Origin of the sequence: Georgenia sp. 311 (assembly GCF_006151955.1) — a bacterium.
Taxonomy (GTDB): domain Bacteria; phylum Actinomycetota; class Actinomycetes; order Actinomycetales; family Actinomycetaceae; genus Oceanitalea; species Oceanitalea wutianyii.
Genome location: NZ_VDFS01000017.1, coordinates 6,482 through 33,048, shown reverse-complemented (window position 1 = coordinate 33,048; position 26,567 = coordinate 6,482). Strand labels below are relative to the sequence as shown.

Annotated in this window: 26 protein-coding genes; 16 read left to right on the top strand and 10 right to left on the bottom strand. The window is 72.1% G+C overall.

The features are described 5' to 3' along the window. The first annotated feature begins 207 nt into the window (after nt 1-207). Together FHE66_RS02280 and FHE66_RS02275 are read left to right on the top strand one after the other, a co-directional pair. On the top strand, nt 208-1,470 hold the full coding sequence (locus FHE66_RS02280; protein WP_139071375.1) for a nucleotide sugar dehydrogenase: 1,263 nt from the start codon (nt 208-210) through the stop codon (nt 1,468-1,470). Continuing rightward, entirely contained in the window at nt 1,467-2,231 is a 765-nt protein-coding gene (locus tag FHE66_RS02275) for a 7-cyano-7-deazaguanine synthase (RefSeq protein ID WP_139071374.1), read from the top strand. Before FHE66_RS02280 ends, FHE66_RS02275 begins: the two co-directional genes overlap by 4 nt. A gap of 87 nt (nt 2,232-2,318) precedes the next feature. Here the strand turns inward: FHE66_RS02275 and FHE66_RS02270 are convergent, their stop codons facing one another. After that, nucleotides 2,319-3,476 (bottom strand): MalY/PatB family protein, encoded by a 1,158-nt coding sequence (locus FHE66_RS02270; RefSeq protein ID WP_255303576.1) that lies wholly within the window; start codon nt 3,474-3,476, stop codon nt 2,319-2,321. 187 nt (nt 3,477-3,663) lie between these two features. Between FHE66_RS02270 and FHE66_RS15280 the strand changes: the two genes are divergently transcribed. Next, a complete protein-coding gene (locus tag FHE66_RS15280) occupies nt 3,664-3,810 on the top strand; it encodes a hypothetical protein (RefSeq protein WP_176554610.1) in 147 nt (48 codons plus the stop codon). Nucleotides 3,811-3,884: 74 nt separating this feature from the next. Here the strand turns inward: FHE66_RS15280 and FHE66_RS02265 are convergent, their stop codons facing one another. The 4 genes from FHE66_RS02265 to FHE66_RS02250 all read right to left on the bottom strand — a co-directional run bounded on the left by FHE66_RS02265 (nt 3,885) and on the right by FHE66_RS02250 (nt 8,563). After that, on the bottom strand, nt 3,885-5,168 hold the full coding sequence (locus tag FHE66_RS02265; RefSeq protein ID WP_139071373.1) for a hypothetical protein: 1,284 nt from the start codon (nt 5,166-5,168) through the stop codon (nt 3,885-3,887). A 142-nt stretch (nt 5,169-5,310) separates the two neighbouring features. Next, complete coding sequence (locus FHE66_RS02260; protein ID WP_139071372.1) at nt 5,311-6,207, bottom strand: RNA polymerase sigma-70 factor; 897 nt, start codon at nt 6,205-6,207, stop codon at nt 5,311-5,313. A gap of 25 nt (nt 6,208-6,232) precedes the next feature. Then, nucleotides 6,233-7,429, bottom strand: coding sequence for an NAD(P)/FAD-dependent oxidoreductase (locus FHE66_RS02255; RefSeq protein ID WP_139071371.1), 1,197 nt, complete (start codon nt 7,427-7,429; stop codon nt 6,233-6,235). A 75-nt stretch (nt 7,430-7,504) separates the two neighbouring features. Further along, complete coding sequence (locus FHE66_RS02250) at nt 7,505-8,563, bottom strand: hypothetical protein (RefSeq protein WP_176554609.1); 1,059 nt, start codon at nt 8,561-8,563, stop codon at nt 7,505-7,507. Between the two features lie 77 nt (nt 8,564-8,640). Between FHE66_RS02250 and FHE66_RS02245 the strand changes: the two genes are divergently transcribed. After that, a complete protein-coding gene (locus FHE66_RS02245; protein WP_139071370.1) occupies nt 8,641-9,228 on the top strand; it encodes a TetR/AcrR family transcriptional regulator in 588 nt (195 codons plus the stop codon). A 3-nt stretch (nt 9,229-9,231) separates the two neighbouring features. On the opposite strand, the gene FHE66_RS02240 is transcribed toward FHE66_RS02245, so the two are convergent. Together FHE66_RS02240 and FHE66_RS02235 are read right to left on the bottom strand one after the other, a co-directional pair. Beyond that, on the bottom strand, nt 9,232-9,774 hold the full coding sequence (locus FHE66_RS02240) for a hypothetical protein (RefSeq protein WP_139071369.1): 543 nt from the start codon (nt 9,772-9,774) through the stop codon (nt 9,232-9,234). 118 nt (nt 9,775-9,892) lie between these two features. Further along, on the bottom strand, nt 9,893-10,162 hold the full coding sequence (locus tag FHE66_RS02235) for a hypothetical protein (RefSeq protein WP_139071368.1): 270 nt from the start codon (nt 10,160-10,162) through the stop codon (nt 9,893-9,895). A 266-nt stretch (nt 10,163-10,428) separates the two neighbouring features. On the opposite strand from FHE66_RS02235, the gene FHE66_RS02230 reads away from it, so the two are divergent. The 4 genes from FHE66_RS02230 to FHE66_RS02215 all read left to right on the top strand — a co-directional run bounded on the left by FHE66_RS02230 (nt 10,429) and on the right by FHE66_RS02215 (nt 14,473). Then, nucleotides 10,429-11,445 (top strand): zinc-dependent alcohol dehydrogenase family protein, encoded by a 1,017-nt coding sequence (locus FHE66_RS02230; protein WP_139071367.1) that lies wholly within the window; start codon nt 10,429-10,431, stop codon nt 11,443-11,445. A gap of 111 nt (nt 11,446-11,556) precedes the next feature. After that, nucleotides 11,557-11,916, top strand: coding sequence for a VOC family protein (locus tag FHE66_RS02225; RefSeq protein ID WP_139071366.1), 360 nt, complete (start codon nt 11,557-11,559; stop codon nt 11,914-11,916). Continuing rightward, nucleotides 11,913-13,076, top strand: a complete 1,164-nt coding sequence (locus FHE66_RS02220) for a glycerate kinase (RefSeq protein WP_369692750.1) — start codon at nt 11,913-11,915, stop codon at nt 13,074-13,076. The genes FHE66_RS02225 and FHE66_RS02220 overlap by 4 nt, the downstream gene beginning before the upstream one ends. 35 nt (nt 13,077-13,111) lie before the next feature. After that, nucleotides 13,112-14,473 (top strand): GntP family permease, encoded by a 1,362-nt coding sequence (locus FHE66_RS02215; protein ID WP_139071364.1) that lies wholly within the window; start codon nt 13,112-13,114, stop codon nt 14,471-14,473. 43 nt (nt 14,474-14,516) lie between these two features. Here FHE66_RS02215 and FHE66_RS02210 read toward each other — a convergent pair whose 3' ends face one another. Then, entirely contained in the window at nt 14,517-15,389 is an 873-nt protein-coding gene (locus FHE66_RS02210; RefSeq protein WP_168202717.1) for an HAD family hydrolase, read from the bottom strand. A 138-nt stretch (nt 15,390-15,527) separates the two neighbouring features. On the opposite strand from FHE66_RS02210, the gene FHE66_RS15275 reads away from it, so the two are divergent. The 5 genes from FHE66_RS15275 to FHE66_RS02190 all read left to right on the top strand — a co-directional run bounded on the left by FHE66_RS15275 (nt 15,528) and on the right by FHE66_RS02190 (nt 19,990). Further along, entirely contained in the window at nt 15,528-15,758 is a 231-nt protein-coding gene (locus tag FHE66_RS15275; protein WP_168202716.1) for an SHOCT domain-containing protein, read from the top strand. A gap of 346 nt (nt 15,759-16,104) precedes the next feature. After that, nucleotides 16,105-17,325: an aminotransferase class I/II-fold pyridoxal phosphate-dependent enzyme gene (locus FHE66_RS02205; RefSeq protein ID WP_139071362.1), complete on the top strand. Its 1,221-nt coding sequence runs from the start codon at nt 16,105-16,107 to the stop codon at nt 17,323-17,325. Nucleotides 17,326-17,378: 53 nt separating this feature from the next. Continuing rightward, entirely contained in the window at nt 17,379-17,975 is a 597-nt protein-coding gene (locus FHE66_RS02200; RefSeq protein ID WP_139071361.1) for a TetR/AcrR family transcriptional regulator, read from the top strand. 129 nt (nt 17,976-18,104) lie between these two features. Then, nucleotides 18,105-19,256: an ABC transporter permease gene (locus FHE66_RS02195; protein ID WP_139071360.1), complete on the top strand. Its 1,152-nt coding sequence runs from the start codon at nt 18,105-18,107 to the stop codon at nt 19,254-19,256. Next, nucleotides 19,253-19,990 carry an ABC transporter ATP-binding protein gene (locus FHE66_RS02190; protein WP_176554607.1) on the top strand — a complete coding sequence of 246 codons (738 nt, stop codon included), beginning with the start codon at nt 19,253-19,255 and terminating at the stop codon, nt 19,988-19,990. The genes FHE66_RS02195 and FHE66_RS02190 overlap by 4 nt, the downstream gene beginning before the upstream one ends. 74 nt (nt 19,991-20,064) lie before the next feature. Here the strand turns inward: FHE66_RS02190 and FHE66_RS02185 are convergent, their stop codons facing one another. Continuing rightward, entirely contained in the window at nt 20,065-20,835 is a 771-nt protein-coding gene (locus FHE66_RS02185; protein ID WP_139071359.1) for a response regulator transcription factor, read from the bottom strand. 112 nt (nt 20,836-20,947) lie between these two features. Continuing rightward, entirely contained in the window at nt 20,948-23,521 is a 2,574-nt protein-coding gene (locus tag FHE66_RS02180; RefSeq protein ID WP_168202715.1) for a patatin-like phospholipase family protein, read from the bottom strand. A 535-nt stretch (nt 23,522-24,056) separates the two neighbouring features. On the opposite strand from FHE66_RS02180, the gene FHE66_RS02175 reads away from it, so the two are divergent. From FHE66_RS02175 to FHE66_RS02165, 3 genes are read left to right on the top strand one after another with little or no spacing between them, the layout of a single operon-like run. After that, the gene (locus FHE66_RS02175; protein ID WP_255303575.1) at nt 24,057-25,043 is read left to right on the top strand and encodes a methionine ABC transporter ATP-binding protein; all 987 of its coding nucleotides are present in this window, start codon (nt 24,057-24,059) and stop codon (nt 25,041-25,043) included. Next, nucleotides 25,040-25,741, top strand: coding sequence for a methionine ABC transporter permease (locus tag FHE66_RS02170; protein WP_139071356.1), 702 nt, complete (start codon nt 25,040-25,042; stop codon nt 25,739-25,741). The genes FHE66_RS02175 and FHE66_RS02170 overlap by 4 nt, the downstream gene beginning before the upstream one ends. A gap of 12 nt (nt 25,742-25,753) precedes the next feature. Beyond that, nucleotides 25,754-26,557 (top strand): MetQ/NlpA family ABC transporter substrate-binding protein, encoded by an 804-nt coding sequence (locus FHE66_RS02165; RefSeq protein WP_139071355.1) that lies wholly within the window; start codon nt 25,754-25,756, stop codon nt 26,555-26,557. Nucleotides 26,558-26,567 lie beyond the last annotated feature (10 nt).

Here is a 26,567-nt window from a genome sequence, read left to right as displayed (position 1 = left end):
CTCAGGCAGGCTACCCGACGCCTCGCAGACAGGGTGGTGGCGACTGACTGCGCCCGGGGAGTGCACGTGGTCGAGCAGTCCGGCTGCGCACGCCGTGACAATCGCAGATCGGCGTCAGATGTAGTCTGCCAGCGCAGCCGATACTGCCCGGGCCTTGCTCCGGTGGATTGATGTCGGCTCCGCAACGCTCTACTTGGGGGGAATTTCATGGCTGTGGATCTTGCGGTTGTCGGGCTCGGGTACGTGGGCCTGCCGCTGGTGTTCGAGGCGGTGCATGCCGGCTTGTCGGTGCGCGGCTACGACGTGAACCGGGGCGTTGTCGACGGCCTCAACGGGGGCGTCTCGCACATCGACGACCTGTCGGACGAGCAGATCGCAGACCTGGTCTCGCGCGGCTTCTCGGCGACGACCGACCCGGCGGTGCTGGCCGAGGCCAAGCACGTCGTCATCTGTGTCCCCACCCCGCTCGGCGAGGACGGCGGACCGGACCTAGGAGCGGTGCGTGCCGCGGTGACCGACATCGCCGCCCAGCTGCAGCGTGGTCAGGTCGTCGTCCTCGAGTCGACGACGTACCCCGGCACGACCGAGGAGATCGTCCAGCCGATGCTGGAGGCCGGTGGGCTCAAGGTAGGCACCGACTTCCACCTCGCGTTCTCACCCGAGCGGATCGACCCGGGCAACCCGACCTTCGGTGCGAAGAACACCCCGAAGGTCGTCGGGGGTGTGACGCCGGAGTCGACGGAGGCTGCCGCCGAGTTCTACGGCCGCATCGTCGACACGGTGGTGCGCACGAAGGGCACTCGCGAGGCCGAGATGGCCAAGCTGCTCGAGAACACCTACCGCCACATCAACATCGCGCTGGTCAACGAGATGGCTCGGTTCTGCCACGAGCTGGGTATCGACCTGTGGGACGTCATCGACGCCGCGAAGACCAAGCCCTTCGGCTTCCAGGCCTTCTACCCGGGACCGGGCGTGGGTGGGCACTGCATCCCGATCGATCCGAACTACCTGTCGTACAACGTCCGTGCGCGCCTGGGCTACCCCTTCCGTTTCGTGGAGCTGGCCCAGGAGATCAACGCGACGATGCCCTCCTACGTGGTCAAGCGGGCGCAGGACATCCTCAACGAGGACGGCAAGGCGCTCCGCGGATCGACCGTCCTCCTCCTGGGTGTCACGTACAAGCCGAACATCGCCGACCAGCGCGAGTCCCCGGCCGTGCCGGTCGCCAAGCACCTGACGGACAAGGGCGCCACGGTGGTCTTCCACGACCCGCACGTCCAGACCTGGCACACGACCGGGACGCCGATGGAACGCGTCCCCGACCTGGAGCAGGCCGTGGCAGATGCGGACCTCGTCATGCTGCTGCAGCACCACCGCGACTACGACGTCGAGGCGCTCGCCGGGGGAGCCCAGCGCTTCTTCGACACGCGCGGTGTGGCGTCCGAGACCGAGAAGGTGTCGCGCCTGTGACCGCCGCCGCCAACGTGCTGTGGACGGCTGGGTGGGACTCGACCTACCGGGTCGCGGACCTCGTGTTCACGTACCGCAAGCCGGTTCGACCGCACTACGTCAAGGACTGGCGCCGCGCCTCCACGCGGCTGGAGATGCTGCGGCAGCAGGAGATCCGGGAGGAGATCGCCCGGATCGACCCGGACGCGGCGCGGCTCATCCTGCCGACCGTCGTCCACCACTATGACGACATCCCGGCCGACCCCGCTGCGCGCAAGCAGCACGAGGGAGCCCGTCAGCTCGGGTTTCTCGGGACTCAGTACCTGTTCCTCACGGCGATGGCCCGCTCGTCCGGCCTGACCAACCTCGAGATCGTTGCCCATCGGGACGACAACGCGGTGCGGCTGCTCGAGGGGAACGTCCGGTTCCAGGACGATGACGCCGGCGGCTACCACGAGCTCGTGCCGCAGCCGACGAAGCCCGCGCTGGAGCTGTTCCGTCCGTTCCGCTTCCCGGTGTTCGACATGACGAAGATCGAGATGGGCGAGCGCGCGGCGGCCGCCGGCTTCGGCCAGGTCATGGAGCTGACCTGGTTCTGCCACTACCCGACCCTCGGGGGCAAGCCGTGCGGCGTCTGCAACCCCTGTCGGTACACGCGTGAGGAGGGCCTGGGGCGACGCGTTCCCGGCGCCACGCGGGCTCGCTGGGTGGCACACATGGTCAACCGCAAGACCGGAGCGGTCGCGCGGCGGATCGGGCACAAGATCGGCCGCTGTACCTAGCGGTACGCCGGTGGCGGTACGGCGTGACCGCGGAACGCGCGTGAGACGGACGCGCTGCGGTCACTCGTGCCGACGTCGTGCGTCTCCTCAGCCGCCGGCGACGGCGTCGCGCATCTGCTCCAGCGCCCGGCGCAGGACCGGGCGGGGCGTCGCGAAGACGAAGCGCGCGAACCCCTCGCCGGCCTCCCCGCAGGAGGACCCGTCGGTCAGGGCCACCCCCGCCTCGCGACGGAAGAACGTCGCGGGCCCGCCGGGCAGGTCGAGGTCGCGGCAGTCGAGCCAGGCGATGTACGTGCCCTCCACCGGGCTGACCCGCAGACCCGGGATCTCCCCGGCCAGCTCGAGGAGCAGGTCGCGGTTGCCGCGCAGGTAGCCCACGACGTCGGCGAGCCAGTCCTGGCACTCGCTGTAGGCGGCCGTGGCCGCCCGGGCGCCGAGGAGGCCGACGGTGTCCCCGGTGTCGGCGGCGTACGGGGCGAAGGCGGCGACGTCGTCGGGGTTGGACAGGACCATCTGCCCGCACTTGAGGCCGGGCACGTTCCACCCCTTCGAGGCGGCGACGGCGGTGACCGTGTGGCCCGCGGTGCGCTCGTCGAGCGAGGCGTAGGGGATGTGCGGGCGGTCGTCGAGGACGAGCGGGGCGTGGATCTCGTCGGAGAACACCCGCCCACCGTGGCGGTCGACCACCGCGGCCACCTCCGCGAGCTCCTCGCGCGTGAGCACGCGGCCCACCGGGTTCCACGGGTTGCACAGGACGAGGAGCCCTGCCCCGGCGGCGAACGCGGCGTCGATGCCGGCGAGGTCGAGACGGTAGCGGCCGTCCTCGTCGAGGATCGAGGGCACCTCGACGACCTCCCGGTCGAGCGCGGGGACCACGGTGAGGAACGGCATGTAGGCGGGCGTGGGGACGATGACGGGGGAGCCCGGCGGGGTGAAGCGCTGGACGGTGACGCGCAGGACGGACAGGACGTCGGGCAGGAGGAAGACGTGCTCCTCGGGCACCTGCCAGCCGAAGGTGCCCGCCATCCAGTCGGACGTGGCGCGGGCGGTGGTGGCGCGGTCGGCCGAGGGGAGGTAGCCCATGGCCTGGGAGTCGGCCGCGGCGCGCACGACGTCGGCGATCTGCGGCGCGACGCCGAAGTCCATCTCGGCGATGAAGGCACCGATGGCGTCGGGGAACAGCGTCCACTTCACACTCCCCGCGGCGCGGAGCTGGTCGACGGTGATCTCGTCGAAGCGGTGCACTGGTCCTCCGGTCTCCTCGGGTGGTCGGCTGTCACGAGGCTATACGGCCGGGCTCCCCGCTCCCGCCCTCCCTCTTTTCCGCCGTTCGGGCGACCCGGGATCAAGGTCCCAGGGCGCCACGGGAACGTCTTCTACTGTCGCCAACAGCGACGCCGGGGGAAGTCGCCCCCGACGAAGGAGGACGCCGATGGGGCCCGAGCAGGACGCCGACCAGGTCACCGGCATGGGCGGATCGGCGCTGTGGCGGCTCACGGTCATGGCCCAGCAGGCGGCGCTCCAGGGTCGGCTGCGCGAGCTCATCGCCGTCGACGACGGGATCGGCGAGGCGCTCTAGACCAGGTCGCCGGACGGCGGGACGACGAACGGCCCGCACCACCGCGGGGTGGCACGGGCCGCCGACGGGGATCCTCAGCGGGTCCAGGTCCCGCAACCGTTGGAGTAGAAGCCCTTGTCGCCCGGAGCGATCGTCACGACGGGCGAGCTCTGCCCGAAGTCGTTGGTGATGATGTCGTCGACCGAGCCGCTGAACGCGGACATGCGCTCCCAGTAGCAGCTCGTGCCGCCGGGGGCGCGATAGGTGCCGGGGGCGATGTGCCCGCCCACCACGTAGGTGCCGTCCTGGAAGCCGGTGGCGAGCGGGGACTGGTAGGTTGCTCCGACCGCCGCCCACGAGCCGCAGTTGCTCGAGCGGAAACCGGCGTCGGAGGCGTCGATCGTGACGATCGTGCGGCCGCCGAAGTCGTTGGTGATGATGTCGTCGAGCTCACCGCTGAACCCGGACAACCGCTCCCAGTAGCAGAGGCTGCCGCTCGAGGCGCGGTAGGTGCCCGGCTTGATGCCGGAGCCCACCCGGTGGGTGCCGTCGCGGAAGGCCACGGGCGCCGGCGCGGGCGGCGCGGGGGTGCGGCGGATGCCGAGGCTGTCGGTGCCGTCGCCGTTCCAGTCGCCGACGAGGGTGGTGTCGGTGGTGCGGCCGTAGACGACGGTGCGGTCGGCGTTGCCGGGGCGGATCTCGTTGGCGACGAAGTACTGGGCGCCGCGGCGCACGGCGAACGTGTCCCTCCGGTCGCCGTTCCAGTCGCCGACGTACACGTCGTCACCGGCGCGCCCGTACACCGCGACCTTGTCGGCGCGGCCGGGGGTCATGGAGTTCTTCACGTGGTACTCGGCGCCGCGGCGCACGGCGAAGGTGTCCTTGCCGTCGCCGTTCCAGTCCCCGACGAGGACGGTGTCACCAGCGCGTCCGTAGACGACCTGCTGGTCGGCCGGGCCACCCGACATCGAGTTCTTCACGTGGTAGACGGCGCCGCGGCGGACCGCGAAGGTGTCCTTGCCGTCCCCGTCCCAGTCGCCGACGAGGACGACGTCGCCCGGACGGCCGTAGGTGACGACCCGGTCTGCCGGCCCGCCGCTGTTGGAGTTGCGGATGTGGAAGGTGGCGCCGCGGCGCAGCGCGAGGGTGTCGGTGCCGTTACCGTCCCAGTCGCCGACGTAGACCTCGTCGGTCGCGCGGCCGTAGGTGAACTTCGTGTTGGCCTGGGCCGAGAAGGTGTCGGAGAGGTGGAACTCCGAGCCCGAGCCGCCGACCTCACCGCCCTTCGCGAGTGCGGAGGGTGCCGCCACGACGGCGAGCGATGCGGTCAGCAGAGCGGCGGCCGCTCCAGCGCCGAGACGGCGCACAGTGGTGTTCATCCGATTGTCCCATCGAGGTCGTCAGGTGCCCTTCCCTGGGCACTGCGCAGAAGTTAGCGCCTGACGCCGACGTCGGGAGGTGGTTTGGTGACGCCGGTTCGATGGTGCCCGGCGCGTGCGGCCGTCGGCGTGCGACCATGCCTCAGCGCCGCGCGAGCGGGACGCTCTCCTCGGTCCGGGAGAGCTTGTGCGGGTTGCGGACGTAGTAGATCCCGGTGATCCGGCCGTCCTCCACCTGGGCCGTGAAGACGCCGTCGAGCTCGCCGTCCATGGTGACGAGGAGGGCCGGCTGGCCGTTGACGGCCGCGTGCTCCGCGGCGAGGACGCCGCCCGCCTTGCGGATGCCGCCGAGGAACAGCCGGGCCACCTTCTCCGCCCCGCGGACCGGGTTGGGCACCGCCTGGCGCACCCCACCACCGTCGGCGAGGACGACGACGTCGGGAGCGAGGACGTCCATGAGCGCCTGGACGTCGCCCGTCTCGATCGAGATCTTGAACGCCTCCAGCGCTCGTCGGCTCTCGGTCTGGCTCGTGGGCCGACGGGGCCGGCGCGCCCTCACGTGGGTGCGGGCGCGGTGGGCGACCTGCCGGACGGCCTCGGGGGACTTCCCGACGGCGTCGGCGATCTCGTCGTAGCCGAATCCGAACGTCTCGCGCAGGACGAACACGGCCCGCTCGGTGGGGGAGAGCGTCTCGAGCACGACCATGAGCGCCATCGAGACGCCCTCCGCGAGCAGGACGTCCTCCGCGACGTCGGGTGAGGTGAGCAGCGGTTCGGGCAGCCACTGCCCGACGTACTCCTCCCGGCGCCGGCGCACGGTGCGCAGCCGGTTGAGCGCCTGCCGGGTGGTGATCCGCACGAGGTAGGCGCGCCGGTCGCGGACGTCGGCGAGGTCCACGCCGACCCACCGCAGCCAGCTCTCCTGCAGCACGTCCTCGGCGTCGCCGGCCGAGCCGAGGATCTCGTAGGCCACGGTGAAGAGCAGGTTGCGGTGGGTGACGAAGGAGTCGGTCGCCTCGTCGGTGGACTCGTCGGTCACGGTCGACCTCCCTGGCCGGGTGTCCTCAGTCTGCCCGGGTCGCCGCGGCGGAGGCGGCGGTGTGGTCCGCGACCCTCCGCGCCCGGCGCGGGTCGTGGACGGTGGTGAGGGAGGCGATGAGGCCGGGGTGGCGCGCGACCATGCCGAGCGAGGCGAGGTTGCCGGCGGTGACGGACTCCTTGAGCCACGCACCGAGCCGGCCTCCGACGTAGACCGGGGTCGCGGTGTCGTCGCGCCGGGAGAGCTGCAGGATGCCGGCCCGGCGACCGAGGCTGAGGCACTGCCCGGGCATGGGCACGGAGAAGCGGGTGGGCTCCTCGCCGGCCACCCGCCGCAGGACCGTGGCCGCTGCGTGGGCACCGAGCGGCAGGGCTGCCGCGCAGCTCATCCGGTAGGCAAGGCCCGACGGCGCGGCGGAGTCACCCGCGGCGACGACGCGCTCGTCGTCGACGCTGGTGAGCGTCTCGTCGGTGAGCACACGACCGACGGCGTCGGTGCTCAGGCCGCTGCGGGCGGCGAGGTCCGGGACGCCGAAGCCGGCGGTCCACACGGTGACCGCGCTCGGCAGCTCCCGCCCGTCGGACAGGTGGACCGAGCGGGAGGTGACGGCACCGACCGTGACGCCCTCGAGCAGGGTGACGCCGAGCCGCTCGAGCTGTCGCCGGACCTCACGCCGCGCGCCCGGGTGGAGGTAGGTGCCGACCTCGCCGCGGGTGACCACGGTGACCGGGCGCCCGGTCTCCGCCAGCTCGGCCGCCGTCTCGATCCCGGTGGCGCCCCCGCCGACCACGACGAGCGGCTCCGCGGGGCTCGTCGCGGCGAGCGTGCGCTGGAGTGCCTGCGCCTGCTCCAGCGTGCTCAGCGGATGGGCGTGCCCGCTCGCCCCGGGGACGCGGGACGGCGCACTGTGGCTGCCGACTGCGTAGACGAGGTAGTCGTACCGGGCGGCGGCGCCGCTGTCGAGCACGAGCGTCCGGGACGGGAGGTCGATCCTCGTCACCGTGTCGACGGTGAGCCGCACGGTGGGGGCGAGGAGGTCGGCGAAGTCGGTGACGGCGTCGTGCGTGCCCGCGGTGCGCTGGTGGAGCCGGATCCGCTGGACGAAGGTGCTGCGCGGGTTGACCAGGGTGACCTGGAGGTTCGGGGCCGTGCTGAGCCGGTTCGCGGCGACGACGCCGGCGTACCCGCCGCCGACGACCACCACGTCTGTCGTGCGTGTCATGTCCACTCACTCCTCGGAGGTCCTCATCGGGTTGTGCTCACCAGACACCGCGGGCGGGCAGGACGTGACAGCACCTCAGTGGATGCCGAAGGAGTGGACGACGTGCGGGGTGTCCACGAGGGTGTGCGGCGCGAGGGCGTGGTAGGCCCACACGTGGACCCACGCGTTGCCGGTGCGCACGGTGAGGTGGGTCTTGATCATTCCCGGGGCGAAGTACGTGAGGAGCAGGAAGATCCCGGACACGAGCGCGTCCCTGGGCGAGGTGAGCACCGTCCAGGCGTCCCACACGTGCATGGCGGCATAGGTCAGCCCTCCCAGGATCACGGTCGCCGTCGCGGAGCCGGTGAGCCTGAGGTAGCGCGGCACGAGGATCGCGTAGATGAAGACCATCGCCGGCAGGACCGCCCCGGCGAGGTAGAGGAGGAAGGTCAGGGGCGCACCGAGCACCAGCTGACGGGGTTCCAGGTCGACGATCCCCGGGTCGAGGGCGAGGACCTGGAAGGCGAGCTCGAGGAGCAGGACGACGACTATGACGAGGAGGTCGCCGCGCCGGTCGGTCGAGCGCAGGCCCAGCGCGAGGGCCGAGTAGCGCCGCCGGAACCAGAGGAGCGGGACGACGGCGTAGACGAGGAGGTTGTAGCCCGCCCAGGTGAGGATCTCGGCCGGCTCGACGACGGCGTGCGTGCCGTAGATGCTCCCCGCGACGTGCAGCGCGAACGGGTGCCAGCCGAGCGCCCGGGCGAGGAGGAAGCCACCGGCCAGGCCGAGCGCGCCGTAGCCGAGGAGCAGGAGCGTCTCCCGCAGCGACGTCGTCCGGTCGGGAGCGCGGGCAGCGAGGTCCGGGCGTGCACGGCGCCGGGTGAGGAGGTGGACCACCCCCATGAGCAGGAGCACCTGGACCAGCGCGAGGTTGGCGTCCAGGAGGTCCTGACCCACCGAGCCGGCGGGCCGCGCGGGCCAGTCGAAGGGGCGGCGCTCCACCGTGAGGGCGACCCACGCGTTCGCCGTCACCCAGCCGGTGGCGGCGATGACGAGGCTGCGCCGGGCGACCCGGCGCGCGGCGGGCGGCGCGGGCGTCGGCGGAGGGGGCGCGGGGGTGGCGGTGCGCTGGGCGGGACGGTCGGCGTGGTCCACGACGCCTCCTCGGTCGGAGGATCTAGCACGACTGTGTCAGATCGCCCAAAGTATCACGACCGTGCTACAAAGGGCAGGTGCCGAGAGTCGTCGATGTCGAGGAACGCCGCCGGGAGCTGGGTGAGGCGGTGTGGCGCGTGGTCCGCCGCGACGGCCTCGCCGAGGCGTCCGTCCGGACCGTCGCCCGGGAGGCCGGCCTGTCCACCGGCTCGCTGCGGCACTACTTCAGCACCCAGACCGACCTGCTCGTCTTCGCGATGCGTCTGGTCGTGGGACGCGTAAAGGAGCGGGTCGCCGCTGCGCCCCGCCCGCCGGACGTCCGGGAGGCCGCCGTCGCCGTCCTCGGCGAGCTCCTGCCCCTCGACGCGGAGCGGCGGGCGGAGAACGAGGTCTGGCTCGCGTTCACCGCCCGCGCGCTCGTCCAGCCCGAGCTGCGTGAGCTGCGCGAGGAGGCCTACACCGCCCTGTGGGACGGCTGCCTCCAGTGGGTGCGCCGGCTGCTCCCGGCCGACGCCGCGGCCGAGGACGTCGAGCTCGAGGCGCACCGGCTGTTCGCGCTCGTCGACGGCCTCGCCGTGCACGCCGCCGTCAACCCGCGGCACGCCACCCCCGAGCGGCTGGTGGAGGTGCTGCGCCGGCACCTCGACGGCGTCGGCCGCCCCTGAGCCTCAGCCGAGGTCCGCGCGCCGCAGCACCCATGCGCGGTGGACGCGCAGGAACGCGACGAACGCGGCAAGGGCCGCGGTGGCGTTGAAGACCATGCGTGAGGCCCAGTGCCAGGTCTCGAACTCGCGGGCGACCTGGACGAGGTAGTCGGCGGAGTGCACCGCCGTGCCCTCGACGAAGAGGATCTCGTTGCGCGGCCAGAAGAACAGCACCGAGGCGATGCCCTCGCACACGACCATCGCGAGGCTGAGTGCGACCCAGCCGCGGGCGTCGCGCTGGCGCCACGTCGTGACGAGCGCGGCCGCGCCGAAGGCCCAGGTGGCCATGCCGAACGGCGGGAAGAAGTCGCTCGGTCCGGTGACGGAGAGGAAGTCCATCGTCAGGGCGAGGGAGTCGGGCGGGTCGGCGAAGACGTTGGGGTAGACCATCAGCGTCTCGAGCAGGATCGCGCCGAGGAGCAGGATCATCACCCACGTGTAGGCGATGAGGGCCGGCAGGCGCAGCCGGGTGAGGGTCGTCGGGCGGGTGGCGGTGTCGGTTGTCATGGACGGTGACGCTACGGACGGGCAGGCGGCCCGACGTCGGCCTCCTGCCGACTCCCGTGCCGTCACACGGCGACTCCGGACGTCGCGCCGGAGCGAGGTCCGGGAGAGCGTCCGACCCTCAGCGGCGCCGGACGTCGCCCGCCGGGAGCCACACCCCGATCGTCTGCCGCCGCGTGTCGTGCAGCTCGACGAGCACCGTGCGCCCCGACCACGCCCACACCACCGTCTCGACGAGCTGGACGCCGTCCGTCGCCCACTCCACCCGCGCCGTCACCTCCACCGGGACGTCGCACGGCACCTGCGCCCTGCGCGCGGGGATCGGCTGCTCGTTCGCGATCGGCTGCCAGGAGCCCGCGTGGGCGTCCCACGAGAGGAGCTGCTGCGTCACCTCTCCATGGTCTCCCCGCGGTCCGACGCCGGCAGGGGAGAGGGCTACCTCTGGTGCAACGCCGCACGTAGGACTAGGTTTCTCGACATCCGTGCAGTGCGCGGCACGACCGGGCACAGCACTCCGACGGCGGCGCCACCCCACGTGCGGGGGGTAGCGCCGCCGTCGTCCTTCCCGCTTGTGCGCCTGCCCGGCGGAGGCGACGCTGGCACCTGGCCGGCACGAGCCGGGACCGCCCCAGGGCGGCGCGAGCGAAGAGGAGCACCATGCGCGGAGTTGTCATGCACGCGGCCGGGGACGTCAGGGTCGAGGACCTGCCGATGCCCACGGTCACCGAACCGACCGACGCCGTCATCCGACTCGCGGCCACCTGCGTGTGCGGCTCTGACCTGTGGCCCTACCGCGGCGCCGACGAGATCCGCCGCCCCCGGCCGATGGGCCACGAGTACGTCGGCATCGTCGAGGCGGTGGGCTCCGACGTCATGACGGTGAAGCCGGGCGACTTCGTCGTCGGCTCCTTCATCGCCTCGGACAACACGTGCGAGATCTGCCGCTCGGGTTACCAGTCCGGCTGCGTCCACCGCGTCGGCATGAGCGGCGCCCAGGCCGAGTACCTGCGCGTGCCGCTCGCCGACGGCACGCTCGTCGCCACCCCGGAACAGCCCGAGGCCGAGCTCGTCCCCAGCCTCCTCGCCGCCTCCGACGTGCTCGGCACCGGGTGGTTCGCGGCCGCGGCCGCGCAGGTCGGGCCGGGCAAGACCGTCGCCGTCGTCGGCGACGGCGCCGTCGGGCTGCTCGGGGTGCTCGCCGCCCGCGAGATGGGCGCCGAACGGATCATCGCCTTCAGCCGGCACGCCGACCGGCAGGCACTGGCCCGGGAGTTCGGCGCCACCGACATCGTCACCGAGCGCGGCGACGATGGCGCCGCAGTCGTCAAGGAGATGACCCACGGCCTCGGTGCCCACTCGGTCATCGAGGCGGTCGGCACCCAGGAGGCCATGCTCCAGGCGATCAACTCCACCCGGGCGGGCGGGCACGTCGGCTTCGTCGGCGTCTCCCACGACGTCGAGATCCCCGGCAGGCTCCTCTTCGGCTCCCACGTCGCCCTCCACGGAGGCCCCGCGCCCGTGCGCCGGTACCTGCCCGAGCTCATCGACCTCATTCGGCAGCGGCGCATCGACCCGGGCAAGGTCTTCGACCTCGCGCTCCCGCTCGAGGACGCCGCCGAGGCCTACCGGGCCATGGACGAGCGCCGCGCGATCAAGGCGTTGCTGCAGGTCTGAGGCGGTCGGGCGCCCCGGCGCAGAGCCGGGGCGGGCGAGGTCGCCCACCCGGAACCCTCCCGCCGGGGCACCGACCGGACTAGCGTGGCGCCACCCGACAAGGAGGCCGCCATGCAGATCAAGCACACCCTCGTCGTCCTGGACGCCGCCGACGTGGAGAGCGAGAGCCGCTTCTGGGCGGGGGTGCTGGGAGGCACCGTCGAGGCAGACGGCGACTGGCACGAGATCGTCGTCGACGGCAAGCCGTGCGTCGCCGTCCAGCTCGCACCCGAGCACGTCCCCCCGCAGTGGCCCGACGGCGAGCCCCAGCAGATCCACCTCGACCTGTGGATCGACGACATCACCGAGGGGCACGAGCACGTCATGGCCCTGGGCGCCCGCCTGCTCAAGGCCGCCGAGAACGGCAACGGGGCCGACACCTTCCAGGTGTACGCCGACCCGGCGGGACACCCCTTCTGCCTGTGCTGGTGAGGCAGCAGGTCGTCGCCGCCCCGGACTCCTTCAAGGGAAGTCTCACCGCCCGCGAGGCGGCCGAGGCGATGGTGCGCGGCGCACGGCGCGCCCTCGGCCCCGGCGCGTCCGTCTCGGCGGTCCCGATGGCCGACGGCGGGGAGGGCACCCTCGACGCGCTCCTCGCCGCGTGGGACGGGCGCGAGCGCCACGTCGAGGTCCACGACGCCCTCGGCCGGCGTCGCACCGCCCGGTACGGGCTGAGCGCCGACTCGCGCACCGCCGTCATCGAGGCGGCCGAGGCCAACGGCCTGCCCCACGTGCGCGACGTGCCGCCCCGGCCGCTGCACGCCGACTCCGCCGGGGTGGGCGAGCTCGCCCGCGCCGCGCTCGACGCCGGCGCCGAGGAGATCCTCCTGTGCATCGGCGGCTCGGCCACGACGGACGGCGGCGCCGGTGTGCTGCGCGCGCTCGGCGCCCGGTTCCTCGACGCCGCCGGGAACCCGGTCCCACCCGGCGGGGGAGGGCTGGCCGCGATCGAGCAGATCGAGCTCGACGACCTCCACCCGCGGGCGCGGCGGGTGCGCTGGCGCATCGCCGTCGACGTCGACAACCCGCTCGTCGGCCGGCGCGGGGCTGCGGCCGTGTTCGGCCCGCAGAAGGGTGCCGGCCCCGACGACGTCGCGACCCTCGACGCCGGGCTCGCCCACCTCGCCGGCCGGCTCGCCCGCGCCACCGGCGTCCCGGAGCGATGGCTGCGCGAGACGCCCGGCACCGGCGCCGCCGGCGGGCTGCCCGCCGCGCTGTGCGCGGTGCTCGGGGCGCAGGTCCTGCCCGGCTCGCGGCTCGTGGCCGACGCCGTCGACCTGCGCGCCGCGCTCGCCGGTGCCGACATCGTCCTCACCGGGGAGGGCAGCCTGGACGGACAGTCGCTGCACGGCAAGGTCGTCGACCGGGTGCGGGAGTGCGCGCCGGAGGGGGCGGCGGTCGTCGTCCTCGCCGGACGGGTCGCCCTCACCGCGCAGGAGGTCGCCGCCGCCGGGCTCACCGCCGCCGTGTCCATCGCCCCCGGGCCTGCGACCGAGGAGGAGCTGCGGGCGGACGCGGCGCCGCTCCTCGCCGAGGCGGCGGAGTCCGTCTGCCGCCTCCTCGCCCACCGTCCCGCCGAATCCGACCGCTGACCACCCGCTGACCACCTCGTGCGAAGGAGCACCCCGTGATCGACGTCCTCGTCCTCGTCCTACTCGTCGCGGCCATCGTCTACATGACGGCCAGGCTGAAGATCTCCCCGTTCCTCGCGCTCCTCGGCGCCGCGGTCGTCGGCGGCTTCGCGTTCGGGCTGCCGACCGCGGACATCATCCCGACGATCCTCACGAGCTTCGGCAACACGATGGGCAACATCGGCCTCGTCATCCTCTTCGGGACGATGATCGGGCTCGTCCTCGAGCGCTCGGGCGCCGCGATCTCCATGGCCGACGCCCTCATCCGGGTGCTCGGCACGCGGTTCCCCAACCTCACGATGAGCGTCATCGGCTACGTCGTCGCCATCCCGGTGTTCTGCGACTCCGGTTTCATCATCCTCAACTCCCTGCGCAAGGCGATCACCGTGCGGGCCCGCGTCTCACCCGTGGCCATGTCGGTCGCGCTCATGACCGGCCTGTACGCCACCCACACCATCGTCCCGCCCACTCCCGGGCCGCTCGCGGCGGCGAGCGAGCTCGGCGTCGTCGACAACCTCGGCCTCGTCATCGGGCTGGGTCTGCCCGTGGCGGCGTTCGCGGCCGGAGCCGCGCTCCTCTTCGCCAGCGCGCTGCGCAACCGCTACGTCGAGCTCGAGCCGCAGACCGAGGAGGAGGCACGCAACGAGCGGACCTACGAGGAGATGCGCGCCGCGTACGGCACGCTGCCCTCCGCGCTCGCCTCGTTCCTGCCGATCCTCGTGCCGATCGTCCTCATCTGCCTCGCCTCGGTCGCCTCGCTGCCCGGCGCCCCGCTCGGGGACGGCGCGCTCGCCACCACCGTGCGCTTCGTCGGGGCGCCCGTCATCGCCCTCGTGATCGGTTTCGCGCTCGGCGTCGCGCTGCTCCGGGGGAAGGGCAGACTCGAGCAGCTCAACTCGATCGTCACCGGCTCGATCACCGTGGCCGCGCCGATCCTCCTCATCACCGCCGCCGGCGCCGCGTTCGGTGGCGTCCTCGGCGCGAGCGCCCTCACCGACGTCATCACCGAGCACCTCACCACCCTTGGCCTGGGCGTCTTCGTCCCCTTCGTCATCGCCGCCGCCCTCAAGACGGCGCAGGGCTCCTCGACCGTCGCGATCATCACGACCGCCGCGCTCGTCGCCCCGCTGCTCGACACCCTCGGGCTGCCGGGCTCCACGGGCGCGGCGCTCGCGGTCCTCGCCGTCGGCGCCGGGGCCATGGTCGTGTCCCACGCCAACGACTCCTACTTCTGGGTCGTCTCCCAGCTCAGCCGCATCCCCGTCGCCACGGCCTACCGCACGCTGACCCCGGCGACGGCGATCGAGGGTGTCGCCGCCATCCTCGCGACGTGGGTGCTCAGTCTGATCGTGCTCTAGCCGGGTCCGGCCGCCGTCCCGACCGGCGGGCCGTCAGGTGTCCTCAGCCCTCGACGACGGGGCTGAGGGGGCGGGCGGCGAGGAAGGTCTCGAGGACCTGGGCGACGCCGTCTTCCTCGACGGGAGGGGCGAGGTACGGCGCCGCGGCGCGGGCCTCGTGGTGCCCGTCGTGCATGGCGAAGCCGTGGCCGGCCCAGCGGAGCATCTCGACGTCGTTGGGCATGTCCCCGAAGGCGACGACGTCCGCCCGGTCGATGCCGCGGGCGCGCGCGTGCTCGGCGAGGGTCGAGGCCTTGGTGACGCCCACCGGCCCGAGCTCGAGCAGCGGCCGGGCGACGCCGGAGCGGGTGACGCTCACGACGTGCCCCGCCTCGGCGCGGCCGGTCGCGAGCATCTCGTCCGGGTCGGACGCGGGGCTGCGGACGAGGATCTTGATGACGTCCGCGACGTCGAGGAGCTCGCCGAGGGAGGCGGCCTCGGTGACGGGCGGCCCCTCCGGGGTCAGTCCCTCGCGCCGACCGCGTGCGGGGGCCTGCGCGAAGCCCGGCCCGACGAGCAGCTCCCCGGGCGTCTCGACGGCGAAGACGGCGTCGGGGAACGCCGCGGTGAAGCGCTCGACCGCCTCGCCGAGGTGCTCGGGCGGGATCGCCCTGACCTCGATCGGCTCCAGCGACCCGGCGTCGACGACCATCGCCCCGTTGGCGGCGATGACCGGACCGGTGAGCCCTGTCGCCTCGACCACCGGCGGCAGCCACCGGGGCGGGCGGCCGGTGACGAGGACGACCTCGATGCCGTGCTCGACGTACCGCTGCAGCGCGGCGCGGGTGCGGGGGCTCACGGTGCCACCGTGCGGCACGATCGTGCCGTCGATGTCGCTGGCGACCAGGCGGGGGACGATCTCAGGCCAGGGCTTCACGGCACTCCTCGGCTCGACGGTAAGGCTCTGCCCCACGTTACGTCGCCGGCCGTGACGTAGCTGTCCGCGATCCTCGGGTGGAGAGTGCCCACAGGCCCGACGCGTCTTCCCTAGTCTGAGCCCATGCTTGCCCCCGGTGTGAACCCTCTGCTCCCCGCCTCGTACGACGTGGTGTGGACACTCGTGCTGGTCGCGTTCCTCGTCGCCGCCGTCCTCGTCGTGGCGGCGGCGATCAAGGTCCTGCGCCGGCGCACGGTCGGTGAGCAGGTGGTCGCGTCTGCGAAGGCGCTCACCGACCTCCACGAGGCCGGCGAGATCAGCGACGAGGAGTACGAGCGGCGCCGGAGCCGGCTGCTCGACCGGCTCTGACGCCGGCGCACGGCGTGCCCGTGCGCTGAGCACGTCCCAGCTCGCCGCCGGGGAGGTGGCGTCCACGGGCCGTGGACGCCACCTCGCGCGGGTCAGGACGTGAAGGTCTGGCTCCAGATCTCGGTGCCGTCGGCGTTCTTGTAGACGTAGGTGGCGGCCTGGTCCGGGCCGACGCCCAGGGATCCATGGCCGGGAACACCGCGGTCTCGCAGAGCTCCTTGAGCTCGCCCGCCATGGCGTCGAGCTCGGTCGCGGCCGCCTGGCCGTCCACAGGCTGCGCGTAGGTGTAAGGGCACCTGGTGAACGGGAGCCGCCCGCTCCCGGCAGAGGTGCGAGGATGCCCGCCATGCGTAGTGACCGGTGGATCGACGTGGCCCGCGGGGCCGGCCTGCTCTCGCCGTCGGGCGCCGTCGCGCCGACGATCTTCGCCGAGATGTCCGAGCTCGCGACCCGCACCGGGGCGGTCAACCTCGGCCAGGGCTTCCCGGACGTCGACGGCCCGGAGCACCTCAAGGAGGCCGCCGTCGCCGCGATCCGTGACGGCTTCAACCAGTACCCGCCCGGCCCGGGCATCCCGCAGCTGCGCGAGGCGGTCGCGGCCCACCAGGCCCGCCACTACGGCCTCGCCGTCGACCCGGACACCGAGGTGCTCGTCACCGCCGGCGCCACCGAGGCCATCGCGGCGACGATCCTCGCGCTCGCCGGCCCGGGGGACGAGGTGCTCACCCTCGAGCCCTACTACGACTCCTACGCCGCCTCGATCGCGATGGCCGGCGCGACCCACCGCACCGTCGCCCTGCGGCCCGGCCCGGACGGCTTCCACCTCGACCCCGACGACGTGCGCGCCGCGTTCTCCGAGCGCACCCGGCTCGTCCTCGTCAACACCCCGCACAACCCCACCGGCACCGTCCTCACCACCGAGGAGCTCACCCTCCTCGCGGAGCAGGCGGCTGCCCGCGACGCCGTCATCGTCACCGACGAGGTCTACGAGCACCTCACCTACGACGGCGCCCGCCACGTCCCGCTCGCCACCCTGCCCGCGGCGGCCGGGCGCACGCTGACGATCTCCTCGGCCGGCAAGACGCTGTCCTTCACCGGCTGGAAGGTCGGCTGGCTGCACGGCCCGGCCGAGCTCGTCACCGCCGTGCGCACCGTCAAGCAGTTCCTCACCTACGTCGCCTCCGGCCCGTTCCAGCACGCCGTCGCCACGGCGCTCGCCGACGAGGACGGGCGCACGGGGGAGTACGTCGGCGGGCTCGCGACCTCGCTCGCCTCGCGGCGCGACCTGCTCTCCGGCGCGCTCGACGCCGCCGGCTTCGCCACCGTCCGCCCGGCCGGCACCTACTTCGTCGTCGCCGACGCCGCGCCGCTCGGCTTCACCGACGCCGTCGACCTGTGCCGCCGCCTGCCCGAGCTCGCCGGCGTCGTCGGCATCCCGGTGACCGCGTTCTGCGCCGCAGGCTCCCCGACGGCGCAGGCCCTCGGCTCGTGGGTGCGCTTCACCTACGTCAAGCAGGAGAGCGTCCTGGAGCGCGCGGCGCAGGGCCTGGCGCGACTGCGGGGCTGAGCGTTTGCGGGACGGCACCACTCGGCGTCGAGTCGGGCGTATGGTTCGGTGTCGTGCCCAGGATCTCCGCGGCGACCGTCGCCGAACACAGAGCGGCGCGCGAGCGTGCCCTGCTCGACGCTGCGCACGCCATCCTCCTCGAGACGGGGGAGCCGCCCAGCCTCTCCGACGTCGCCGGGCGCGCCGGCCTCGCCCGTACGAGCGCCTACCAGTACTTCGGCTCCAAGCGCGAGCTCCTGCAGGCGATGGTGCGCGACGTCTACCCGCGGTGGACCGAGCGCATCCGCGCGGCGATGGCCGCAGCGCCGACCGACGCCGACCGCATCATCGCCTACGCGGTGGCCAACCTCGACCTCGTGGACGAGGGGGCCCACGCCGTCGGTAGCGCGCTCGCCGCGCTCGAGCCGGGGGAGGCGCTCGACGAGCAGGCCGCCCTCATGCACCGCGAGGTCCAGGGGCCGCTCATCGCCGCCCTGTCCGCGCTCGACGTCGAGGCGCCGGACGAGGTCGCCGAGCTCGTCAACGCCGTCGTGCACGGCGCCACGCTCCTCCTCGAGTCGGGAAAGGGGCGCGACGTCGCCGTCGCCCGCCTCTGTGCCGTCCTCGGACCGCTGGTCCGCGAGCTCGGGGGCAGCGGCCGCCCGGTCTGACCAGGCACCTTGTGCGGGGACGACTTTTGTGGACACAATGTCGACATCATTCCGACATGGTGTCGACATCCTGGCGCGGGCGCAGCGCCCGCAGCGGTGCCGGTCGCCAGCAACACCAAAGGTCACCACATGTTCCTTGCACTGCGCGAGCTCACGTTCGCCAGGGGCCGGTTCAGTCTCATGGGCGTGGTCATCGCGCTCATCGCCGTGCTCATGGTCCTTCTCTCCGGCCTGTCCGCAGGCCTCGTCAACGACGGCGTCTCGGGCCTCAAGGCCCTGCCGTCCTCGACCGCCTTCGCCTTCGACGCCGGCACCAAGGCCGACAACGCCTTCTCCCGCTCGGTCGTCGACGAGACCCAGCTCGAGGCGTGGCGCGACCAGCCCGGCGTCGCCGAGGCGAGCCCGATGGGCGCCTCCATCGTCAACGCCGTGACCGACTCCGGCGAGCAGGTCGACCTCACGCTCTTCGGCGTCGAGCCCGACTCCTTCCTCGCACCCGAGGTCGCCGAGGGTGAGGGTGTCGGGGAGCCCGCCGGCATCGTCGTCTCGGGCGCCGCGGACGGGCTCGAGCTCGGCACCGTCGTCACCCTCGACCGCATCGACACCGAGCTCGAGGTCGTCGGCTTCACCGAGGACCAGGCCACCTTCGGCCACGTCGACGTCGCCTACCTCCCGCTCGAGACGTGGCAGCTCATCGCCGCCGGGCAGGCGCCCGCGGGGAGGACGCCGAGCGCCGAGGACCTCGCCGGCCTCGACTTCGCCGAGTTCTCCGTCATCGGCCTGCGCGGCGAGGACGGCTCCGCCGTCGCCGCCGGGGACTACGCCACCGGTGACGCTGCCGCCGAGACAACGACGATGAGCCTGAAGGAGTCCTTCAACGCCTCCCCGGGCTACCAGGCAGAGACCCTCACGCTCCAGATGATCCAGTGGTTCCTCTACGCGATCGGCGCGCTCGTCGTCGGCGCGTTCTTCACCGTGTGGACCATCCAGCGCAGCCACGAGCTCGCCGTGCTCCGCGCCATGGGCGCCTCGGCCCGCTACCTCCTGCGTGACGGCCTGGCCCAGGCGGCGATCCTGCTCCTCGTCTTCACCGCGCTCGGCGTCGGTGTCGGGGTGGGCCTCGGGTCCCTCATGCCCGAGGGCATGCCGTTCGCGCTGGAGGCCCCGGCCATCGCCGTCGCCTCGGCGCTGACCATCTTCCTCGGCCTGCTCGGGGCGGCTGTCGCCGTCCTGCGAGTCACCCGCATCGAACCGATCACCGCGCTGGGAGGCGCCCGATGAGCACCGCCGAGAGCACCCGGAACACGATGAACGACGCACCCTCGGCCGACGTGGCCCTGCTGCTGCGCGACGTCACCCTCGAGGTCGGCGACGGCGCGGGCAAGGTCCGCGCGATGGACTCGGTGAGCCTGGAGGTCGTCCCCGGCGAGCTCGTCGCCGTCGTCGGCCCCTCCGGCGCTGGCAAGTCCTCCCTGCTCGCCGTCGCCGGCGCCCTCGCCGCGCCGACCTCCGGGGACGTCCACGTCCTCGGCGAGGACCTCGCCGCGCTGCGCGAGCGAGGGCAGGGCGCGCTCGCCGGCTTCCGACGTCGCCGCCTCGGCTTCGTCTTCCAGTCCGGCAACCTCGTCCCCGCGCTCACCGCGGCCGACCAGCTGCGCCTCGCGCGCCGCATCTCCGGGCGCCCCGGCGCCCGCGGGTTCGACCCGATGCCGTTGCTCGAGGCCGTCGGGATGAGCCACCGCGCCGGCCACCGGCCCGGTGAGCTCTCCGGCGGGGAGCGCCAGCGTGTGGGCATCGCCCGGGCCCTGGTCAACGAGCCGGGCCTCATGCTCGTCGACGAGCCCACCGCGGCGCTCGACCGGGCGCGCAGCCACGAGATCGTCGAGCTGCTCGCCGAGCGCTGCCACGAGCGGGGCATCGCCGTCGTCATGGTCACCCACGACCACGACGTCCTCGAGCACTGCGACCGAGTCGTCGAGATGGTCGACGGAAGGCTCTCGCCGGTCGCGAGCTAGCCGGCCCCTCCGCCGAGGCGCGCCACGTCCCAGGACGCGGCGCGCCTTTCGCGTTCGACGACGGGCGACGATCGCTAGTTCGTCCTTCTCGCGGTGAGGACACCGGATGACTGGGCGCGCAGGACGGCTGAGATCCGATCGCGTGTGCCGAGTTTGCGGTAGGTGTTCTCGAAGTGCTTTTCCACGGTGCGCGGCGAGATCGACAGGGCGCGAGCGATCGCCGCGGAGGTCATTCCGCGCGAGCCGAGGTCAAGCACGAGCACCTCGCGGGCGGTCAGATGCCACTCCGCCGCCGTGGCGAGCCGGTGATCGGACAACCCGCCCGGCGTCCCCCTCCATGAATGTACGGCTTGTGAGTGCTTGACGACGCCCACGAGCAGCCGCTGGACCGCCACCGCGTCGCCGTGCTCGTCGCCGGTGAACCGATCGGCGGCGCGGCACGCTCCGCATACCTGCAGCATCCGGCCTTCCGAGGGCACCGGTATCCAGAGGTGCTGATCCATCCCGACCGCTCGAAGCTCGGAGACGTATCGCCGTCCTTCGGCAGTCGTCTCGACCTCGTGGATGGCAGTGACGCCTGACGTGCGAGTTCTCACATAGTGCAGGGCGAGAGGGTGGGAATCAGACGCCCGAGAGGCGATGTCCGGCAGGAGTGGCTCGGGCGATCTCTCGAAGGCGGTCACTGAGCCGGCGACGCGCGGGCTCCATGTGAACAGTCCCGCAGTCGGTGCGTGGAGAAGCGTGGCGAGAAGATCGCCGACCGTCAACCAGTCGACCTCGCTCTCAAGGCTCTGGAGGCAGTCCCCGGCGAAATCCAGCCAGGACGCCAGCCGTCGCATTCGCATCTGTCGCCCCCTGCGCAGCCTCACAAGCGCCCGGCTCTCCCTATGGTCGGGGGCGGGGGCGGGGGCGTCAACGTTCCCCGGCGTACTGGACGGCGGAGAATCACCGTCCCGTCTACAGCTCGGAGGGCTTCGGCTGAGCGTCCACATTGCCCGCGACGCTGACGAAGAACCCCCATGGATCTGGCATCGGGTGATCGCCGCTGACTGTCTCCCACTCCCGGAACCACCCCGAGTGAACGCTGGCGGAGGGGATCGGGATCTGTTCGCGGAGTCTCTCTTCGAGTGCCGATCGGATCGCGAGGCAGTTCCGTCGGATCGCTCGGACGGCGTCGGGATCGTGCGCCGACTTGAAGCCCGTGACGGGAGGCTTGCCAGATGTTCCGGCGAGGATGAAGTCGGCGAACCCGCGGTGAGGATCGGGATGGTTGCCCTTTCCGAACGCACGCCAGGTCAGTTGCCAGTTGTAGACACGGAGTCTGGTGATGCGGTCGGAAAGGTCTTTCGCGCGAGCGGTCTTGGGACTTGGCACACCGAGCACGTCGGCGGCCCTCATCCATCCGTAGTCGGCTGCGATGCGGATGAGGCCGGGTTCCACCACCATCGGGTCGTGGAGGTCGAAGGTGGGGCGTATCTCGTGGACCGTGACAGCTCGGCCCCAGGCAGGCGGCCTGACATCGTCGTCGGCGACCTCGTCGAAGGTGATGCCGAGGACTGCTCGGGCCATGACCTGGGCAAAGGTCCGAGTGGGATCCATCTGCTGAATTTCTACCGGCGCGCTGCACCGGAGGGCGATGACCTCGTGGCAGCCGAGCTCTTCGACCGCAATCCGCACAGGCACGACGTCGCGGACGCCGCCGTCGACACACATGTGGTTGCCGAGCGGCAGAGCAGGAAAGATGCCGGGCATGCTTGCCGAGGCCAAGGCTCCGAGCGGCACGGTGACCGGGACCGGCGGGAAAGGGGGAAACGTCGGACGTTGCGGATCTGGGCCGGGAAAGGTCAGGTTTGCGCGTTCGTCGACCTGGACGACCTCTCCGGTCTCGAGGCTTACCGACACTAGCCGCAGCGCAATCCTCGATGCCTGCAGTTTCGAGCGGTCGAAGGCGGCGTTCAGCCGTCGCGCGATCGGGAGGAGGTTGAAGATCGCGCTTCCCGGACGCGCTGCCGCCGCGCCGATCTCACTGACGGCGAGCACGCCGCGGATCGCGGCATAGGGCAGGAGTAGGAGACCTTGCCATGAGAGCTGGCCGAGCGCGGTCTTTGCATCTGCCTTGAGTCCCGAGACCCATGGCTCCTCCTCCCACATGCTGCTCTCATCGGTGAGGGCGTCCCAGCTGGCTCGGAGTCTCGTGGCGGCGTGGCGGCCGGGGTCGTCGCCCATTGCGAGGTCGACAGCGTTGATCGCCCCCACAGAGGTGCCGACGATCGCGTCGGGACGGTACCCGCGCTCGTCGTAGAGGTACTGGAGCGCGCCCACCTGGAAATCGCCGCGCGTGCCCCCGCCCCCGAGAGCGAGGCCCGTCCGTTGCGCCATACGCACCACGATCGTCTTGTAGGCACTGGTGCTGGTGCCTGCACCCCGCGTGTTGTGCGCGATGACGGCGTACTCGGCGGTCCATGACCTGGTCCCCGGAATGGTGACGGTGACGGCACCCGACAGCGGGAGCGGCGGGCGTGGGATAGGCAACTCGTGAACGCCTGAGAGCTGCCGCGTCCCGATCTCGACCTCGTCGGCGCCCTTCGTACGCCACCGCAGGGTGACGGTCTGTCCGGGGCTGAAGTCGGGTCCCGGCTCGATCGTGAACTCCAGGATCTCAGGTGGCCCCCAATGTGCGACGTCCGCTGCCCTGGCGACGACAGCGAGGGCGGGGGGTGCGAGCGAGGCGAGCACGACGCGCACCGGAGCCGCAGCGGCGGCGGAAAGGTAGGGCTCCAGCGTCGTGACGATCTCAGCCACCGTGTCGCCCTCTGGCCCGGTCGTGTGAGACTCCTCGACGACTGCGACGGGGCCAGGGCGTGCCCCCGCAGGAACGGCGACTCGGACTTGTGTGTCCGTCCACTCGATAGCGTCCTCACCGGACACGCGCACATCGCCGCTCCCGCTGAACTGCACGGCGCGGGAGGACGGCGGACCGAATGACACCCCGGTGATCACGACTTGCTCTCCCGGCGTGGCATCGACCGGGTCGACGAGGCTCACCCGACCGGCAGGAACGGGTACTGATCGGCCCACCGCGGTGCCGAAGACGGTGAGCGCTGCTTCCACTGCTCGGACCGACGACTTCTTCCGGAAGTTCTCGCCGAGTGTGAGCCTGGAGGTCGACGTCAGGCCTCTGACGGATGGGACCGTCGACCCTGCGGGACGGAGCCGGTCGAGTGGGTCCTGCTCACGCGCAGGACGCACGCTGTCCTTCCGGGTGGGCTCACCAGGGGCGGGCACGCCAGCTCCGTCCGCGACGAACATCGACCGGAGCGCCTGGCCAACGGGGCGCGCAGACGCGCACGCGAGTGCAATCCGCTCGGCCCAGGGCCCGACGTCGACACCCCCGGCGGCGAGGAGGTAGGCCACGCCGAAGCATGAGCGCAGGTAGTCGATCTGAAGGGTGACGAGGTCCGGATCGGCCCGGGTGCCGAAAAGGCCGATAGCGATGTCGGCGGACGGGGTGTCTGCCGACAGTGCATCCATGAGCTCGAGTGCCACTGTCGCGCCACGCGGCCGTGAGTCCGCAGCGACCTCAACCGCCTGGAGAGCCTCTTCCCCGCCCCATGCTCCGCCGGCGGCGAGTGCTTCGAAAGGGATGTGCGGCAGCCGAGGAAGCGGCGCCGTAGGTGCCAGCCGCTCGACCAGCACTCGACTCGAAAGCATGAGCTGCTCCTTCCGTGGCGGGTGTGCCCCTCGACCCAGGATGCGTCCGTGTGGGAGACAGGCCAATACGCAGGACCACGTAGGGAGGGTGAGCCCCAGACGGCTCATGTACAGGCCTCCGCCAAGCCCTTGGGTGAGCACCGATCAGGTCGGTCAGAGGTCGCGGAGGGGTCGTCCAGCGCCTCGGGTGGCAAGGTGCGACGGGAGCCCGGTGCCACGACTCCGAACACATCACAGGCCACATCGTGAGATTGCCGTCTCTCTCGTTGGACTTGGCCCGCTCCACCGGTCGAACCTGGGCATGCCGCGACGCGCCGCAACCCCGCGCGCGTCCAGCGATCCCAGGAGGACCGGTGTGATCGACCTCGTCGAGGTGTCCAAGACCTTCCGCACCCCCGGCGGCGAGGTCCACGCGCTCGACCACGTCTCGCTGCACGTGGAGCCCGGGGAGATCTTCGGGATCGTCGGCCAGTCGGGCGCCGGCAAGTCCACGCTCATCCGCACCGTCAACGCCCTCGAGCAGCCCGACTCGGGCACGGTCACCGTCGCCGGAGCGACGATCTCCGAGCTGCGCGGCAAGGAGCTGCGCGAGGCCCGCCGCCGGGCCGGGATGATCTTCCAGCACTTCAACCTCCTCTCCTCGCGCACCGCCCTCGGCAACGTCGAGCTCACCCTGGAGATCGCCGGCACCGGCCGCGGCGCCCGACGCCGCCGCGCCCAGGAGATCCTCGACCTCGTCGGCCTGGCCGACCGCGCCGACGCCTACCCCGCCCAGCTCTCCGGCGGGCAGAAGCAGCGCGTCGGCATCGCCCGCGCCCTGGCCGACAACCCGCGCGTCCTCCTCTCCGACGAGGCCACCTCGGCCCTCGACCCGGAGACCACCCGCTCGGTCCTCGACCTCATCCGCCGCCTGTCGCGCGAGCTCGGCCTCACCGTCCTCCTCATCACCCACGAGATGGACGTCATCAAGCGGATCTGCGACTCCGCGGCGCTCATGGAGCACGGCCGGATCATCGAGAACGGGGCGATGGAGCAGCTCATCACCACCCCCGGCTCCCGCCTGGCCGCCGCCCTCTTCGAGCTCGGCGAGCTCCCCCCGGACCGCGGCCACCGCATCGTCGACATCACCTTCACCAAGCAGACGTCCTCCGAGCCGGTCATCGCCAAGCTCGCCCGTGACCAGGGCATCGACGTCGCCATCCTCGGCGCCGCGATCGAGACGATCCACGGCGGCACCCAGACCGGCCGCACCCGGCTGGAGATCCCCGGCAGCGCCGAAGAGGTCGAGCGCGCCCTCACCTACCTGCGCGAGCAGGGCCTGTTCGTGGAGGTGGTCCGATGATCGACCGCGACGCCCCGGAGTTCTGGTCCGACCTCTTCGGCATCGTCATCCACGCGACCTGGCAGACCCTCTACATGGTCTTCGTCGCCCTGCTCCTCACCATCGTCGTCGGCACGGCGATCGGCGTCCTGCTCGTCACCACCGAGCGCGGCGGCCTCTACGCCAAGCCCTTCGGCTCGCGGGCGCTGGGGAAGGTGGTGAACCGGGTGCTCGACGTCGTCGTCAACGTCGGGCGGTCCATCCCGTTCATCATCCTCATGATCCTGCTCATCCCCTTCACCCGGGCGGTCGTCGGCACGTTCATCGGCCCGACCGCCGCGATCGTCCCGCTCACCGTCGCCGGCATCCCGTTCTTCGCGCGGCTCGTCGAGATCGCCGTCCGTGAGGTGCCGCGCGGGATCGTCGACGCCGCAGTCTCCCTCGGGGCGACGAAGCGCACCGTCCTCTTCAAGGTCCTCCTCGCCGAGGCCGTCCCCGCCCTCACCCTCGGGCTCTCGACCACCGTCGTCGGGCTCATCGGCTACTCCGCGATGGTCGGCGCCGTCGGCGGCGGCGGGCTCGGGGACGTCGCCTTCCGCTACGGGTACCAGCGCTACAGCCTCGAGTACATGCTCGTCGTCGTCGTGGTCCTCGTCCTGCTCGTCCAGATCCTCCAGAGCATCGGCAGCTTCATCGCCCGACGCACGTCACACCGCTGAGAAAGAGAACCCATGCGCATCACCCGCACGCTCCCCGTCGCCCTCCTCGCCGCCCTCGCGCTCACCGCCTGCGGAGGGGACGACGACGGCGGCTCGGCAGCCGAGTCCGACACCATCCGCGTCGGGGCGCTCGCCGTCCCCGCCGGCGACATGCTCAAGTTCGTCGCCGAGGAGCTCGCCCCGGCCGAGGGCCTCACCGTCGAGTTCGTCGAGTTCAGTGACTACAACACGCCGAACCCGGCCGTCGTCGACGGCGACGTCGACGCCAACCTCTTCCAGAACACGACGTTCATGGAGACCTTCAACGAGGCCGCCGGGGAGGAGCTCGTCTCGGTCGGCGAGGTGTACCTGCCGCGCATGGGCCTGTACTCGGGCGACTACGCCTCCCTCGACGAGCTGCCCGACGGCGCGTCCATCGCGATCCCGAACGACCCGACGAACGAGGGCCGTGCGCTCAAGCTGCTCGCCGCGCACGGCCTCATCGAGGTCACCGACGAGCCGATCACCATCGCCGACATCACCTCCAACCCGCGCAACATCGAGTTCGTCGAGATCGAGAACGCGACACTGCCGCAGGCCGTGGAGGACCAGGACGCCGCGATCGTCACCGCCGCGTTCGCCCTGCCGGCCGGGCTGGGTGAGGATAAGATGATCCTCGCCGAGGAGAGCGACAGCGAGTACTACAACGTGCTGTCGACGACCCCCGAGCTCGCCGACGACCCGCGGATCGCGACCCTCTACGAGCTGCTCACCTCCGACGAGATGGCCGACTTCCTCGCCGAGCAGTACCAGGGCGTCATCATCCCCGTGGACTGACCCGACCGAC